The 15,559-nt window shown below is 74.0% G+C and carries 12 protein-coding genes; 7 read left to right on the top strand and 5 right to left on the bottom strand.

The genetic code is table 11. The features are described 5' to 3' along the window. Positions 1 to 56 precede the first annotated feature (56 nt). The 4 genes from ACSNOK_RS02440 to ACSNOK_RS02425 are packed head-to-tail and all read left to right on the top strand — an operon-like array spanning position 57 to position 3,085. A complete protein-coding gene (locus ACSNOK_RS02440; protein ID WP_436778853.1) occupies positions 57 to 209 on the top strand; it encodes a hypothetical protein in 153 nt (50 codons plus the stop codon). A gap of 31 nt (positions 210 to 240) precedes the next feature. Continuing rightward, positions 241 to 909: a vWA domain-containing protein gene (locus tag ACSNOK_RS02435; protein WP_436778878.1), complete on the top strand. Its 669-nt coding sequence runs from the start codon at positions 241 to 243 to the stop codon at positions 907 to 909. After that, entirely contained in the window at positions 906 to 1,754 is an 849-nt protein-coding gene (locus tag ACSNOK_RS02430; protein WP_436778852.1) for a PP2C family serine/threonine-protein phosphatase, read from the top strand. The genes ACSNOK_RS02435 and ACSNOK_RS02430 overlap by 4 nt, the downstream gene beginning before the upstream one ends. Next, positions 1,754 to 3,085, top strand: coding sequence for a protein kinase domain-containing protein (locus ACSNOK_RS02425; RefSeq protein ID WP_436778851.1), 1,332 nt, complete (start codon positions 1,754 to 1,756; stop codon positions 3,083 to 3,085). The genes ACSNOK_RS02430 and ACSNOK_RS02425 overlap by 1 nt, the downstream gene beginning before the upstream one ends. Positions 3,086 to 3,100: 15 nt before the next feature. Here the strand turns inward: ACSNOK_RS02425 and ACSNOK_RS02420 are convergent, their stop codons facing one another. Together ACSNOK_RS02420 and ACSNOK_RS02415 are read right to left on the bottom strand one after the other, a co-directional pair. After that, on the bottom strand, positions 3,101 to 3,424 hold the full coding sequence (locus ACSNOK_RS02420) for a hypothetical protein (protein ID WP_436778850.1): 324 nt from the start codon (positions 3,422 to 3,424) through the stop codon (positions 3,101 to 3,103). A gap of 48 nt (positions 3,425 to 3,472) precedes the next feature. Beyond that, positions 3,473 to 4,939 (bottom strand): hypothetical protein, encoded by a 1,467-nt coding sequence (locus tag ACSNOK_RS02415; RefSeq protein ID WP_436778849.1) that lies wholly within the window; start codon positions 4,937 to 4,939, stop codon positions 3,473 to 3,475. Positions 4,940 to 5,226: 287 nt separating this feature from the next. Here ACSNOK_RS02415 and ACSNOK_RS02410 point away from each other — a divergent pair, with 287 nt between their 5' ends. After that, positions 5,227 to 5,553 carry a putative quinol monooxygenase gene (locus tag ACSNOK_RS02410; RefSeq protein ID WP_436778848.1) on the top strand — a complete coding sequence of 109 codons (327 nt, stop codon included), beginning with the start codon at positions 5,227 to 5,229 and terminating at the stop codon, positions 5,551 to 5,553. A 175-nt stretch (positions 5,554 to 5,728) separates the two neighbouring features. Continuing rightward, a complete protein-coding gene (locus ACSNOK_RS02405) occupies positions 5,729 to 7,309 on the top strand; it encodes an FAD-dependent oxidoreductase (RefSeq protein WP_436778847.1) in 1,581 nt (526 codons plus the stop codon). Between the two features lie 40 nt (positions 7,310 to 7,349). Here the strand turns inward: ACSNOK_RS02405 and ACSNOK_RS02400 are convergent, their stop codons facing one another. The 3 genes from ACSNOK_RS02400 to ACSNOK_RS02390 all read right to left on the bottom strand — a co-directional run bounded on the left by ACSNOK_RS02400 (position 7,350) and on the right by ACSNOK_RS02390 (position 14,053). Next, the gene (locus ACSNOK_RS02400) at positions 7,350 to 8,621 is read right to left on the bottom strand and encodes a cytochrome P450 (protein ID WP_436778846.1); all 1,272 of its coding nucleotides are present in this window, start codon (positions 8,619 to 8,621) and stop codon (positions 7,350 to 7,352) included. Positions 8,622 to 8,831: 210 nt separating this feature from the next. After that, positions 8,832 to 12,485 carry a ferritin-like domain-containing protein gene (locus ACSNOK_RS02395; RefSeq protein ID WP_436778845.1) on the bottom strand — a complete coding sequence of 1,218 codons (3,654 nt, stop codon included), beginning with the start codon at positions 12,483 to 12,485 and terminating at the stop codon, positions 8,832 to 8,834. Beyond that, complete coding sequence (locus ACSNOK_RS02390) at positions 12,482 to 14,053, bottom strand: flavin monoamine oxidase family protein (protein WP_436778844.1); 1,572 nt, start codon at positions 14,051 to 14,053, stop codon at positions 12,482 to 12,484. The genes ACSNOK_RS02395 and ACSNOK_RS02390 overlap by 4 nt, the downstream gene beginning before the upstream one ends. A 397-nt stretch (positions 14,054 to 14,450) precedes the next feature. On the opposite strand from ACSNOK_RS02390, the gene ACSNOK_RS02385 reads away from it, so the two are divergent. Then, positions 14,451 to 15,521, top strand: a complete 1,071-nt coding sequence (locus ACSNOK_RS02385) for a DMT family transporter (protein WP_436778843.1) — start codon at positions 14,451 to 14,453, stop codon at positions 15,519 to 15,521. The last annotated feature ends 38 nt before the right edge of the window (positions 15,522 to 15,559 follow it).

The raw sequence follows: 15,559 nt of genomic DNA, 5'->3' as shown, positions 1-15,559 counted from the left end.
CGTCCCTCTCGGTAGGGTCATGACATCGGACGGTGAGGAAGAGAAGACCGCGCAAGGTGACACCCATACCGACCCGGACGCCCCTCGCGGTGCCGGCCCATGTGGCCAGGCAACGCCGCGTCGTTCTGGGACTGTTCATCACGGCATCCGTCGTCGTCGTCACGACCGTGCTGTTCGCCCTGCTACTGCTGACCGGAACAATGGAGTGATGCCCGCGTGAGCGATATCCCCGGTGGCCCGATGGAGAGCCGCCCGGTGCATTTCATCTGGATCCTCGACTGCTCGTACTCCATGGCGGGCGAGAAGATCGGAACACTCAACTACGCGATCCGGGAAGCGATTCCGGAAATGCGGTCCGTGGCGCACGACAACGCCTCGGCCCGGTTGCTGATCCGGGTGCTCACCTTCTCCAGCACCGCGCGGTGGCACCAGGCGACGCCCGTTCCCGTCGACGACTTCACCTGGCAGGACCTCCAGGTCGACGGGGGCACCAACCTCGGAGCGGCGCTGTCGCTCGTGGCGCGCGAGCTGGAGACGCCGCCGATGCCCCAGCGGGCCCTCAAGCCGGTGCTGGCCCTGGTCTCGGACGGCCAGCCGCTGGACGAGTGGCGGGACGGGCTGAAGGCCATCGACGCGACGCCGTGGGGCAGGAAGGCGGTGCGGGTCGCCATCGCCATCGGGGCGGACGCCGACCGGAGCGTCCTCCAGGAGTTCCTCGGGAACCCCGAGCTTCCCGTGCTGGACGCCAACAGCCCCAAGCAGCTGGCGGCGGCCATCCGCTGGGCCTCGACGGCGGCGGTCAAGGCGGCGTCGCAGCCCGTCGCGGGCGGCGGAACGGCGGGCGGCAAACAGCTCGGCCCCGCGTTCGCGCCGCCCCGCCTCCAGGACGATGACGACGACGTGTGGTGACCGTGCCGCATTGGGAACTTCTCAGCCGGTCGGTCAAGGGGCCCGGCAAGAAAGAGAACCAGGACCGGTTCGACGTCGTGGACGCGGGGGACGGCACCCTCGTCCTGGCCGTCGCGGACGGCCACGGCTCGGCCGCCCACGCGCGCAGCGACGTGGGCGCGCGGTTCGCCGTCGAGGCGTTCCTGCGGCACGGCCGGGCGTTCGCCGAGCGCGCCCGGGAGGCGGGCGGTCTGCGGCAGCTGTACCACGACGCCTGTGACCGGGTGCCCCGCGACATCGTGCGCGACTGGCGGGAGGAGGTACTCGGCCATGAGCGCGCCCACCCGCCGGAGGACGCGCACCAAGCCGACGCGCTGCTGCCGTACGGCACGACGCTCCTCGGCGCGGTGCTCGCGCCCGACCTGCTGGTCGCCTGGCAACTCGGCGACGGCGACCTGATGCTCGTCGAGGCCGACGGCTCGGTCAGCGCGCCCCTGGCACCGCTCGAACCGGAACTCGGGGACGAGACGGAATCCCTGTGCAGCCGCCAGGCACGGGAGCTGGTGCGGGTGCACTGGGCGCCCGTCGCCGACCCGGAACGGCTGCCGAGGATGCTGTTGCTGGCCACGGACGGACTGTCGAAGAGCTTCGCCGCCGACGACGGATTCGCCCGTTTCGTCGGGGAGTTGAGCGACCGGCTGGAGGCGGAGGGCGCCGCGTCCATCGGCGAGGCGCTGCCCGGGTGGCTGGAACGCGCCAGCCGGTACTCGGGTGACGACACCACCCTGGTCGCCGTCTGGCGGCCGTCGCACGACGGGGGTGCGTCCTCCGACGGCCCGCGCAACCAGGAAACGGAGGAACTCTGATGTCCGGCATGCTCGACGTGGGCGACCGGCTCACGACCGACTCGGGCGACGACGTGGAAGTCACCGGGATGCTGGGGTCCGGCGGCCAGGGCGAGGTCTACCGGGTGCGGACGCCGCACGGCGACAAGGCCCTCAAGTGGTACTTCCCGAGCTGTGCCACACCCGAGCAACGCAAGATCGTCGAAGAGCTGGTCAGCCGCGACTTCGACGACAGGCGCTTCCTCTGGCCGCACGCCGTCGTCACCGGCGGCGGCAGCGGGTTCGGCTACCTCATGGACATCCGCCCCGACCGGTTCAGAAGCCTGCCGGACCTCTTCCGCCGCCGGCTGCGCACCACCCCCACGGCCCTGGTGACCGCGGGGCTCAACACGGTGGGGGCGTACCAGACGCTGCACTCCCGGGGCATCGCCTACCGGGACATCTCCGGGGGCAACATCTTCTTCGACCCGGCCAACGGCGACGTCCTGGTCTGCGACAACGACAACGCCGTGGTCGAGGGGGAAGCCAGCGGGATCTCGGGAACCATGGAGTTCATGGCCCCGGAGCTGGTGCGCGGCGACCCCGGGGCGATCCCGGGTACCCAGACGGACCTCCACTCGCTCTCCGTCCTGCTGTTCATGCTGCTCATGAACCACCACCCGCTCAAGGGCAGGGCGGAACTCGCCATCCGCTGCCTCGACGAGGCCGCCGAGAAGAAGCTGTACGGCAGGAACCCCGTCTTCGTCTTCGACCCCGACGACGGCAGCAACGCGCCGGACCCGCAGGAGCAGAGCACCGTCCTGGCCACGTGGGGCGTGCTCCCGCCCGTCCTGCGCACGCTGTTCGTCAGGAACCTCACCCAGGGGCTGCGCGACCCGTCCCGCCGCGTGCGCGAGACGGAGTGGTGCGACGCCCTGCGCGCGGTCCGCGACACCATCGTCGACTGCGCCGGCTGCGGCCGACAGAACATGACCGAGCCCACCTCCGTCCGGGCGCGCGACTGCTGGTACTGCCGGAGCACCCTCGTCCTGCCGCCCCGCCTCGTGATCACCACGGCGATGCTGAAGGACGAACGCCATCTGCGGCTGCGCCGCTCGGCGCGGGTGCACGCGCACCACCTGCGGGACGAACCCGCGACCTACGACTACGGCGACGACACCGTCGTCGCCGAGCTCGTCGAACACCCGCAGAAGCCCGGGCGGTTCGGCCTCGCCAACCGGTCCGCGACCACCTGGAGCGCCCGCCGCTCGGACGGCACCGCCCAGGACGTGGCACCCGGCCGGACGGTTCCGCTGCGGTCGGGGCTGGAGATCGACCTGGGCGGGGCGCGGGCCGTGGTCCACGCCGAGTGAGCGGACGGGCCGGGCTCACATCCCCAGAGCCTGGCCCAGCTCCCGGGCGAGGGCCAGCGATCCGCTGCCGGCCGCCGCCCCGGTGGTGATCAGCTCCAGCCACTGCCGGATACGCCCCCGGTCCACGGGACGCCGTTCCTCGTCCGCGCGCGTCAGCTCGCCGCGCACCAGCGCGGCGGGCTCCGCGAGTTCGGGGCTCTCCGCGCTCAGCCGCCGCACGAGCTCCCCGGCCAGCCGCAGCGCTTCGGCCGGGGACTCGCCGTGCCGGATCTCGATCCTGCCGTGGTCGCCGAAGTTGCTCGGCCCCGTGATGTTGCCGTGGATGTTGAACGTGCTCATCTGACTCCTCGTCTTCTGCGAAGGGATGGCGGGGCGCAGGTCTCCCTGTCAGCCGCCGCCCTGTCCGGACGCCTGCGGGCCGTGGTGGTGGATCTGGCCGCCGGTGCCGATGTTGGCGGTGCCGGTGATGTCACCGGAGATGTTGTACGTCTGCGTGGAGATGACCTGCTGCGCGCGGTCGAAGTCACCGGTGTCGACGTGGTGGTCCTGAAGGAAGCGCTCGGTGGCGATCAGCACGCCCTGCTGGAGCCGCAGGAACGTGTCCCGGGAGTCCATGCGCTCCGTATGGCCCATGGCGTTCCAGTCGGAGCACCGGTTCCGCAGGCTGTCCGTGGCACCGTAGTCGTAGGCCTCGTGCTGCTTGGCGATGCCCCTCCGCCGCCGTTCCAGTTCGCGGGCGTACCGGGCCCGCCCGGTACGCCGCCGGGAGATCCGGCCGGGGGCGCCCCAGACCTCCCGCCAGGTGCGGGACGCGCCGAACCGCAGCAGGCTCGACCAGTACGCGAACCCCTGGACGGGCACGTACCGGACGGCGTCGAACCGGGCCTGCAACGGGGGTATCACATAGGCGGCCACCTCCCAGGACAGCCGCGGAGGCAGCAGCCGGGCCCGCAGGTGCATGGAGACGACGATGTTCCCGGCCTCGCCCACCATCTCCAGGCTCAGGTACGTCCGCATGCCGGCGCCCGGCTGTGCCGCGGCGGACTGCACGTACTGCCGGGGGATGCGCGCGACGGGCCGCCGCAGCGGGTCCGGCAGCAACTCGGGCAGGAACGGCACGCTCCCGCCCCGGACGTAGAGGCGGTTCTGCGCCCTCAGGCCCTCCAGGCCGACGATGTGCTTCATCTCCTCGGCCACGTACGTATGGAGGTCGATCACATCGAAGGGCTTGATCGTGAGCTTGCCGCCGGTGGGGGAGTCCGCGGGACGGCTCACGTCGATGGACTCCCAGACGACTTCCTTGATCTTCCGTCCGCTGCCCACGAAGGGGTTGCTCGCTTCGAACCGTTCGTCGTACGGCAGGACGTTGGCGCGACGCAGCTCCCGCAGGCGGTCCTCCACCTCGGCGGCGACCGGCGGCGCCAGGTCCTGGGGCTTGTCCGTGCCCCGCTGCACCTCCAAGGCGGCCTGCCGGGCCCGGTGTTCGTCCCGGCAGACCAGCACCGCCCCGCAGCCGAGGAGGGCCACGGCCGCGAGGAGGCACACCCACCAGCCGGCGCCGGCGCCGACGAACAGGCTCCCGAGGGCACCCGACAAGGCCGCGACCAGGCCGAGCAGTACGAGGCCGAGCCGGGCGTCCCGCGACGTCCGGCGCCGCACGGCCGCTTCGGCGTGGCGGACGAGCGCGAGCAGGTTGACGCCCAGCGGCAGGCCGTTGGCCTTGAGCCGGTCGGCGACGAACTCCCGCCGCACCTCCTCCGCGAAGGCCTCGTCAAGGTGGGCCGTCGCGCACATCCGGCGCGTGACGACGTCCCCCCAGTACTGCGGCAACGGCGGCAACTGTCTTGGCGCCATGCGTTTCCCTCCCCTGCGCCCGCCCGGTGACCGGGCCGGGATCACCCTAGGGCAAGGCGTTGCCGTGCGGTACGCCGTGGGATCTCTGGTGGGGGGAGGGGGGAAGGTCCGCTCAGGGCGGACGGGGCGCGACCCCGTTCGGCGCGCCCGCCCCGGAGCGCTGCCGTCTGCCCGGTGAACCGCCGGGGCCCCCGATGATCTTCCGTGACCGGCACGCGGCATAATCGGACATCCCGGGTGAAAACCTGGACCCGACCGCCCCGACAGGCAAGCGCAGGAGCACGTTCATGATCTTCATCGTCGTCAAGTTCACCGTCCGTCCCGAGCGGAGCGAGGACTGGCTGGGCCTCGTCGAGGACTTCACCCGGGGCACCCGCGAGGAGCCGGGCAACCTCTTCTTCGAGTGGTCCCGCAGCGTCGAGGACCCCCACCAGTTCGTCCTCGTCGAGGCCTTCGAGGACGCCGCCGCCGGCGAGGCGCACGTCAACTCCGAGCACTTCAAGACGGCCATGGCCTGGATGCCCGACCTCATCGCCAAGACCCCCGAGATCGTCAACGTCGAGGTGCCCTCCGAGGGCTGGTCGGCGATGGCGGAGCTGTCGCCGCGCGGCTGAACCGGCGGTACGCGGCCCGGGCCCCGTCCGTCCTCCGGGGGAGGGCGGGCGGGGTCTCGGCGTCTTCGGGCGCCGCCAGGACGCCCCCGAGGGGAAAGGTGCCATTGAAGGCGTCGTGGTGGGTACCGCACGATAAAGGGCGAAGCGGTGGTGGCGTCGGGGAAGGCGGGGCGGCGTGGTGGAGGTTCGGGACGTCGTGATCGTCGGGGCCGGGCCCACCGGGCTGGCCCTGGCGATCGCGCTGCGGCGGTACGGGCTGGACGTGCTCGTCGTCGAGAAGGAGCCCAGTACGAAGAAGGAGGCCCGCGCGTGCGTCATCTGGCAGCGGGCCCTCGAAGCGCTTCGGGACATCGGGTGCGCGGACGCCCTGGTCGCGGAGGGGCTGGCGGTGCGGAGAGGGGCGTTCAGGCTGCGTGGGCGGCTGCGCGCCGAGTACGACATGGCCGTGCCGGGGACGGCATTCCCTCACCCGCTCTCCATCGAACAGGACGCCACCGAGCGGCTGCTCCGCGACCGGCTGCGGGCGTCGGGGGAGGACGTCCGGTGGGCCACCGAGGCCGTGACGGTACGGGTCGGGGCGGATGGGGCCGAGGCCGGTCTGCGGGGGCCGGACGGGCGAGTGCGTACCGTCGCGTGCCGGTGGCTCGTGGGGTGTGAGGGGGCGCACAGCATCGTGCGCAAGACCCTGGGTATCCCCTTCGAAGGCGAACGCCGCGCCGGGCTCCAGGCGGTGCAGATGAACGCCAAGCCCGACTGGGGCTTTCCGCAGGACCCCGGTCTCACCCAGATCTTCCTGCACCGGGGCGTCTCGCTGATCGTCAGTCCGCTGCCCGGCGGGGGACACCGGTTCTTCGCCTTCCGCGACGACCCCGCGCCCCGGAGCGAGGAACCGCCGGACACCGAGGAGATGCGGGAGCTCGTCGCACGCGCCACCGGTGACCCCGGCGTCCGGCTGGTGCCGACGACCCCGCCGTGGAGCAGCCGGGCCCGCTTCCACGACCGGCTCGCCGCCTCGCTCCGCCACGGCGCCGCCCTGCTCGCCGGCGACAGCGCCCACCTGTGGGCGCCCGTCGGCGGACACGGCCTCAACGCCGGACTCTGCGCGGCCCACAACCTGGGCTGGAAGCTCGCCGCCGTCCACCGGGGACGCTGTCCCGAGGCGCTCCTCGACACCTACTCCGCCGAACAGCGCCGCACGGCCGCCGGGGTGATGCGCGACATGCGCCACAACATCACCGAACTCCCGCCCGGCCCCCTGACGCTCGCCGCCCTGAGCCTCGCCGCGCCGGTGGTCCTCGGCAGCAGGCGGGCCGAACGGCGGACCCGGCTGTTGCTGAGCGACTTCACCCGGCACCACCGGCCGAGCGCCCTCTCCGCCGACGCCGGCACCGGCGGCGGCCGGCGGATGCCGCCGCGCGCCGGCGACCGGCTCCCCGACCTCCCCGTCCGCGAGCGGGACGGCCGCCCGCGGCGCCTGCACGACCTGCTCTCCTACGAGCGGTGGACGCTCCTCGTCTTCGGGGACGGGCACGACCGGGGCGGGGCGGCGGATTTCGCGGGGTTCCGGGAGCGGTACGGCGACGCCTTCGAGACGTTCCCGGTCCGTTCCGAGACGGACGTGCCCGGCGCGGTGCCCGCCGGGACGCTGCTCCTCGTCCGCCCGGACGGGTACGTGGGTCTCCGGGCCGCCGCCGACGATCGGTCCGCGCTCGCGGCCTACCTCGAACGGTGGTTCGTACCGGCTCGGGAGCGGTGAGGCTCGGCGGCCCCCGGGGGGCTCGGGAGTACCACTCGTCTCAACGGCCTACGCGCACCACCATCTTCGACGGGCCGTGGAAGACCAAGTCGTCCGCGTACCGCACGGGGCCGCCCGGTTCGTCCTCCGCCGGCCGCAGCCCCGGCAGGCCGGTCAGCAGCCGGGCGAGACCGATCTCCGCCTCCACGCGCGCGAGCGGGGCGCCCAGGCAGTAGTGGGCGCCCAGCCCGAAGCCGCAGTGGCGGCGGGCGTCGCGGCGGACGTCCAGCCGGTCGGGGTGCGGGAAGCGGCGGGGGTCACGGTTGGCCGAACCCAGGACCAGGGTCACCTTGTCGCCCTTCCGGACGCGGCGGCCGCCGATCTCACCGTCCTCGTGCGCGCGCCGGCTGATCATCTGCACCGGGCCGTCGTAGCGGACCAGCTCCTCCACCGCCCCCGGCAGCAACTCCGGCCGCTCGCGCAGCAGACCGAGCTGATACGGGTGGTTCAGCAGGGCGAGCAGGCCCTTGCAGAGGAGGTTGGTGGTGGTCTCGTGGCCGGCCGTGAGCAAGTGGACGCAGGTGCCGACGAGGACGTCGTCACCCAACGGCTCCTCCTCGGCCGCCCGCAGCATCGCCGATATGAGATCGGCGTCGTGGCGGGCGTTAGGGCTGCCGGTGCCGTCGTCCTCGCTGTCGCCAGACCCGGCCGGGCCCGCGGAGCGGCGCCGGGCCAGTTCCGCGCGGAAGTACGCGTCGAGCTCACGGGCCGCCGTGTCCGCCACCCGGTAGGCGTCGCTCCGCCGGGCGGCGCGGGCGCTCGTCGCCTGCTGGAGGTCGACCGCGCGGGCCCGGAACCAGGGCCGGTCGTCCGCCCGTACCCCCAGCAGCTCGCTGATCACCAGGATGGGGAAGGGCGCGGCGAACCGGTCCACCAGATCGGCCCGCCCGTCCTCCGCCAGGGCCTCGCCCAAGGCGGCGGTCAGCCGGCCCGCGAGCGCGTCGACGCGCGGCCGGAGCCGTTCGACCACGCGGGGCGTGAAGCTCTTCGCGACCAGCGCGCGGACCCGGGTGTGCCGCGGCGGGTCCATGAAGACCATCCAGTCCGAGGCCGTCCGGCGCAGGTGCGGGCAGTCGGCCGGCAGCGGCGCCGGCAGACCGCCGCGGCCGTACCGGCGGTCGGACAGGACGGCGGCGACGTCGGCGTGCCGGAAGACGTACCAGCCGTCCTCGCCCCGGTGGACGGGGTCGTCCTCCCGGTAGCGCTCGTAGGACGGGTACGGGTCGGGCACGTGCACGTCGGAGAGGCGGAAGGGGGCGAGGGGTGTCGTCATGGGCGCTGCCTCTCGGATGCGGGAGCCCGGCTGCGGGTCTCGCCGACGTGGGGCTCGTGGGTGCGGGGCTCGTGAGTGCGGGTCTGGTGGATGCGGGGCTTGTCGATGCGGGGCTTGTGAAGGCGGGCTCGTGGATGCGGGGCTCGCGGGGACGGGTGTGCCGGGCGTGGGTCTCGGACGCGCGGCCCCCGCCCGTACCGCTGTCGTCGCTCATCCGTGGCCCTTCCCCCCGGGATCCGCCGCTGCCCGGAAGGCGTCGGCGTAGAACGCCGCCATGTCGCCTACCTGGCCCGGCACCCGTGGGCAGGCGCGGGCCGCGGCGGCCAGGTGGGAGAAGCGCAGGGCGAGGGCGCGCCGGGCGACGTCGGGGCGGGAGACGGGCTCGGGCACGGTTTCGAGCTCGAACGTCGGCCCCGCCGTCCGGCCGCGACGCCCCGAGTCCATGGTGACCAGCAGCTCCGCCAGGGGGCGCATCATGCCGGTCATGACGTCGATGGAGGCGTTCATCAGCTTGGAGCGGCGCAGGCTGCCGTCGGCGGCTTCGCCGAAGTGCTGGACCATCAGCCGCAGCATCAGCTCGTACGCCTGGTTGAACAGCCGGGCGACGGCACGTGCCTCCGGGTCCGTGATCGGGTCCTTGGCCGCGTCGCCGGAACCGAGGGTGGGGTTGCGCAGCACCGGATAGGCGGGATCCCAGGGGAGCAGCCGGCCGTGCGGGCCGGGGGCGCGCTCCGTGGTGAGGAGTTCGCCGATGCGCAGGAACGTCTCGAAGTGCGAGGTCTCCGGCGGGGGAGTGGTGCCGGAACCTCCCTCGCCCTGTTCGGTGATGAGGTCGACGGCGAACAGCGCGCTGGACAGGTCGTCGACCTCCAGCTGGTAGTCCGGGTGCGCGGTGTTGACGGACTCCCGCATGAAGAGGTGGTGTTCACCGCCGCCGCGTCCCTTCTCCACCAGGAACAGGTCCGGGACGCGGCGCAGCCCCTCGCGGATGGCCGCGTACAGCTCGCTGATCGACCCCCAGGCGCCGGCGCGCGGCGTGGCCGGGGCGCGCTCCGGCGCTCCCTCCCGGCGGAGCGCCGGGGTGAGGCCGGCGGGCTGCTCGACGGCGATGTACCGCTGGACGCTGCCGATGCTCAGCCCCTCCAGGGCGAAGTCCAGCGGCACGGGCAGTTGCCCGTTGAGCGTGCCGAAGTCGATGACGGGGACGTGGAACGGTTCGCCGAGCGCCGTGATGATGTTGTTGACCAGCAGGAAGTGGATCATCTCCTCGCGGGCGACGCTCAGCAGGGCGCCGCGGATCCCGTCGTCGAGCGTCGCCCCGCCCTGGCCGCAGACGAGCTCCAACTGGCGCGGGGTCCACAGGCCGCGCCGGACCAGGACGCGGCCCGCGCCGTACGCCGGCAGCGAGAACGCGGCGTACAAGTACTGGAGCATCACCGCCAGTTCGAGTGTCGCCGCCTGTTTGAGGACGGCCCACAGCCGGCCCCGGGTGGTGATCGCCGGCGGCGGGGACGGCGGTGCGGGCACGGTGAGCGGCGGACGGCTCGCGGCCTGCCGGTTGCGCAGGTAGGCGAGGAGCAGCCGGGCCTTCGGGTCGGTGAGCTCCCGGGTGGGCGGCATGTAGTACGTGCGGTCCTTGTTGCGCGGATCGCACATCTGCCAGGCGAGTTCGGCGTACGTCTCCACCTTGCAGCGGTCGGCGAGGGAGAAGACCTCGGACTTCATGAAGGTGGAGACGTGCTCGTAGTAGGCGAAGACCTCGCGGTGCAGGAGGTCGAAGTCCACGTCCTCGCGGGGGATCGCGTCGAGGTGCCAGTCGTCCGGCAGGACGCGGACGGCCAGCGAGCCGGCGCCCGCCCAGAAGCCGAGCGCGTCCGCGTCGTCGTATGCGGTCCAGGCGGAGCCGGGTGCGCGGGGGTCGGTGCCGGGGGCGTCGGAGGGGCCGGTCGAGAGCAGCACCCGGCAGGTGCCCGCGCGGTCGCCGCGCAGGAGGAGCTCGCCGTGGCCTTGGGCGTCTGTGGTGAGGGCGCACTCCGGGGCGTAGGGGGTGGGCGGGGTGTGTGGAGCGCCGGGGGTGGGTGTGTTGGATGTGATGGGTGCGCTGGACGGGGTGGACAGGGCGTGGGAGGTCGGCGATGGGTGGTGCGTTGGGGGTGCCAGGGGTGTAGGAGGCGTCGGTTCCGGCTTCGGTCCGGCCCCCGGCTCCTCCGCCGGTGCCGTCCGCGCCGCTCGCAGCCCCAGCACCACCGCGTCCGCGCAGCGCGCGCCCGGCGCGCCCGCCGTGCGGTCGGCGGGCAGCGCACGGGGGTTGTAGTACTGGCGCGCACGCACCTCGACGGGCGCCGGGCGCCCGCGTACGAACGAGCGCACACGCACTCGGACGGCGTGATCGTCGCCGCGCGCGCGGTCGCGGTGGTGCAGCACCACCAGCGCGTCGTCCGACTGCACGACGGCCTCCCGCTCGGCCAGCAGCGTTTGCCGGCGCCCGTCGGGCGCCGTCCGAGTCAGCAGTAACCGCTCGTCCGCGGCCTCCGGAAGGCGGCGGTCGGTGCCCCCGTCCGCGGTGGGCCGGCTCGCGGGGATCCGGTCCATGGCGGCTTGGTCCGCAGAGGCCCGATCCGCGGAGGTCTGGCTCGCGGAGGCCCGGTTCGCGCGGACCCGATCCGCAGAGGTCCGGTCCGCAGAGGTCCGGTCCGCGGAGGCCCGGTCCGCGGAGGCCCGATCCACGGAAACCCGCGACGCACGGACCCGGTCCACGGTGACGAGCCCCGAAGTGGCGTCCGAGGGGTACGCGCCGGCGGGCAGCCGGGCGACGAGCGCCCCCGACGCCGTCCTCAGTTCCAGGTCGCCCAGGTCGAGGGCCGGCCCGAGCACGTGCAGGGGTCCCGGCCCGGCCTCCTCCGCCCGGTGCGTGACAGGGACCGCGGTGATCATGTCGAGCACCGCCCGGTCGTCCGTCAGCCGCACCGTCAGATGCCGCAGCGGACTCCCGGGGACGGGCTCCAGCAGCCGCCCCGCGGGGTAGGTGCGCAGCTCGTGGGCGTACCAGGGCGCCACGGTGCCTCGGACGCGCCAGTGGCTCGGGGCGTCGGGGACCACCGGGGTGCTCATGGCGTCCAGGGCGAACCGGACGACGAGACCGTCCGCACGCCCCTCGTCCACCGCCGAGCGCAGCGCCTCCGTGACGGGGGAGCGCACCGCGCCGGGCAGCCACTCCGCCGCCTTCCCCTCCACCACGAACTGGTGGACGGCGGCGTACCGCAGCTGGTCGGCCAGGACGTGCTCGCCGACGTCCAGGATCCGCCCGAACTGCACCCAGCGCGGCGGCTGGAAACCGGTGACGCCCCCGGTGAACAGATAGCCGTCGTCGTGCGAACGGCCCAGCCGGCCGACCCCGAACCGCCCCGTCATCAACGCCGTGGTCCACCGTGACGCGGGGTCGAGGTCGAAGACCCGGGCTCTGTTGACGGTGGTGCGCAGGTACGGGTTGTAGTGGCCCCAGACGTCCACGGCGCGCCCGACGACCGGATCGTCGGGGTCCGTCCGCCCGTCCGGGCCCTGGACGGCGGTGACGCGCGCGTCGAGCAGGAAGTGCCCGTTGCCGTCGAAGTTCCAGCCCGTCGCCATGCTGAACTCGCCGTCCCGGCACGGACGTCCGTGCCGGTCGTAGTGCGGACCGCGGCGCCGCAGCCACGCGTGGTACTCGCCGGCCGGCCGGTCGGTGGGGAACGCGGTGGGCTCCGGGCCGTCGTCGACGAGCGCGCGCGGGCCCGCCAGGTCGGTCAGGCCGTTGCGCGGCCCGGTGGGCAGCCGGGTCGTCGCGACGCCGGCGAAGTGCAGCCGGGGCAGGTCGAAGACGCTCACCGCAGGGCCCCCTCGCGCCCCCGGCGGCCGGGCGCGCCCAGGACGCGGGCCGGCGGCGCGTAGTGGACGACCTGATGGACGGCGTGCAGTGCGGACTCGATGGCGCCCTCGATCCAGGCGGGCGCCGTCGAGCAGTGCTCGCCCGCGAAGAACAGCCGGCCGGCGGGGCGGGCCGCGCGCAGCCGCTCCATCTCGCACTCGGCCGCCGACCTGCCCCAGCGGGTGGCGCAGCCGCCGCTCCAGCGCGACGCCCCCCAGACGGCGCTCACCACGCCCAGCACCATGCCGGGCCGGCGGAGCCGGGGGTGCGCGGCGGCGAGCTCGTCGAGGACGAGGCGGTGCCGCCGGCGGGCCGGCAGCCGGCCGAGCCGCTCGGCCTCGTCGCCGATGGTGTAGCTGGCGAGCAGCGCGGCGCCGCGGCCCGGAGGACCGCCCTCCGCGCTCCGGGCGTCCGGTGCGAACCCGGCCTCCGCTGCGGCCCTGGCATCCACCGCGGCCTCGGCATCCGCCGTGGGGTAGTACGTCTGGCGTATCAGCCCTCCGGTGAACGACGCTCCGCCGCGGATGCCCTCGTCCTCCCAGAAGGGCTCCCGGCAGTGGACGGCCACCTTGGTGGCCGGGCAGTAGACGACGTCCTCCAGCACGGCGCGCTTGTCGTCGTCGACGCCGCTCAGACGCAGCCGCCGGAGCGCCGGGAAGGGCAGGGTGCAGACCACGAAGTCGGCGTGCTCCACGGCCGTACGCGCCCCGGCGCGCACGCGGACGAGCACGCCGTCGTCCCGGACGTCGATGCCCACGACCCGCCGGCCGCAGGACAGCCGGCCCTTGAGCCGGCCGGCGAGCCGGCGCGGCAGCTGGTCCATGCCGCCCTCCAGGCGGAGCAGGGCGGGGCTGGTCTCGGTGAGGATGTCGTCCAGGAAGCTGTTCAGCCGTCCGCTGCACCCCGTCCGGATCTCCGGATGGGCCGTGAACAGGGAGTGCAGGTCGATCCGGTCGCGGGCCGGGCCGCGCAGATGGGGCGTCAGGTCGAGGCGGGCGACGAGGTCGAGGAGCTGGCGGTGCAGGTCGTCGCGGAGCGCCGCGCGCAGCTCGGGCGGCGCGGTGGCGTCGACGACGGCGGTCAGCCAGGCGCCGAAGGCGACGGTCGGCGCGTCGTACCGGAGACCGGCGCCGCGCAGCGCGAGCTCGGCGCGGAAGTTCTCGCACAGCGGCCCCGAGGCTTCCCGCACCCGGACGAAACCCGAGGGGACGCGCAGAAAGGCGTTCTCCTCGGACAGGAGCGTCGTGAACCCACGCAGCTTTCCCGTGAGGCCCATGCGGTCGATGTATTCGAGAGTGAGGCGGTGGTGCGCCGGAATGCGCATGGCGCCCAGCTCCACCGCGGGAGCGTTCGGCCCGGTGCCGAAGCGGTGGGTGAGGACGCGGCCGCCGATGCGGCTGTCGCCCTCGATCACTTCGACCCGGAAGCCGCGGCGCTCCAGCTCGTAGGCGGTGGTCAGCCCCGCGACCCCGGCCCCCAGCACCAGGACGCGCGGCCTTTTCTGTTCGATTCCGTCGAACGTGTGCACATGCCAAACTTCAGGCCTGCCGGACATTGAAGGTCCCCCCGTAAATGTGACCTATTTCCATTTTGTGGTTCCTGAAGACGCCACGGGATCGGAAATCGCACAGCGGTTTTCCCGGGTACGCGGGGCTCCCGGGAATCCCGGCAGGTCGGCGGGTGACGGGCGTAGACGAATTACGCGCGAGGGATAAGCGCGCCGGCCGCATCCGCCCCGGGGCGGATCACGCGGAGCGCTTACGGCCGTGCGACGGAAGGACCGTCCCGACCTGCACCGTCGCCCCGGCACACGGCCGTACTCCATCGGGAGTACGGCCAACCCCGTTCGCAGGGACGAGGACGCGGCAGGCGGGGCGCGGCATCGTGGACGGTATGAACGACGGTACGGACCACAGAGGCACTCCGTGAGCCTCCTCGCGCTCTCGGTGCTGCTCTGCCTGGTGTCCGCCGTCTGCTACGCGGCGGCGGCCATCGTGCAGGAGCGGGTCGCCGCGGCGGCCGGCGGCGGGATCGGCGGGCCGCTGCGCAGCGGAGCCTGGTGGGGCGCGGTCGTCCTGACCGGCTTGGGCGCCGGACTGCACGTACTGGCGCTCGCCTGGGGCCCGTTGAGCCTGGTGCAACCCATGGGGGCGCTCACGATCGTCTTCGCGCTGCCCATGGCGGCCGTCTTCGCCCACCGGCCGGTCGGCGCCGCCGGCTACCGCGGGGCGCTGCTCGCCACCGGCGGCCTCGCCGGACTGCTCGCGCTCACCGGGCCGCCCCGCACGGAATCCCTCCCGGCCGCCGAACGCCCGCTGCTCGCCGCCGTCATGAGCGCCGCCGTGGTGCTCCCCGCCCTCGCCGCCCGCCGGGCGCGCCGGCCCGGGATACGCGGCGTACTCCTGGCGACGGCGGCGGGCGTCGCCTTCGGCATGGGCTCGGTCTTCACCAAGGCCGCCGCCGAGGACATCACCGCACACCGGACCGGCGCGCTCCTGCCGACCCTTCTCGTGACGGCGGTCCTGGCCTCGGCGGGCATGCTCCTCTCCCAGGCGTCCTACCGTGGCGCGGGCCTCGCCGGGCCGCTGGCCACCGTCACCGTCGTCAACCCCGTGGTGGCCGCCGTCGTGGGCGTCTGCTGCCTGGGCGAGGCCTTCCGGTACGGCCCGACGGGCGGGGTGCTCGCCGGGCTGGCGGGCGCCGGGGCGGCGGCGGGGGTCGTGATGCTGACGTTCCGTGGGGCGGGGGCACCTGAGGTGCCCGGGCCCCGGGAGGCGGCAGGGACGAACGCGGCGCCGGGCGGGCTCGCCGGCCCACGGCAGGCCGACGGGTCGCCGGTGCCGCGGACCGGCGGACGTCCGCCGACGACCGGCGCCAACCACCGGCCGTCCGGGCCGGGTGACGGAACGGCCGCCGGGCGGGGACGGCGGCCCGTCACCCGGCCCGGAGGGCGCTGCCTGGTCGCGTCGTCACGCCAGCGGTCGCGGACGGGCTGACGGGGCGAACGGGGCGGGGACGTAGGTCGCGGCGACGG

The organism is Streptomyces sp. URMC 126, assembly GCF_051386555.1.
GTDB lineage: Bacteria > Actinomycetota > Actinomycetes > Streptomycetales > Streptomycetaceae > Streptomyces.
Note: the sequence above shows the minus strand (reverse complement) of the source record. Positions and strands in the feature narration are given on the sequence as shown.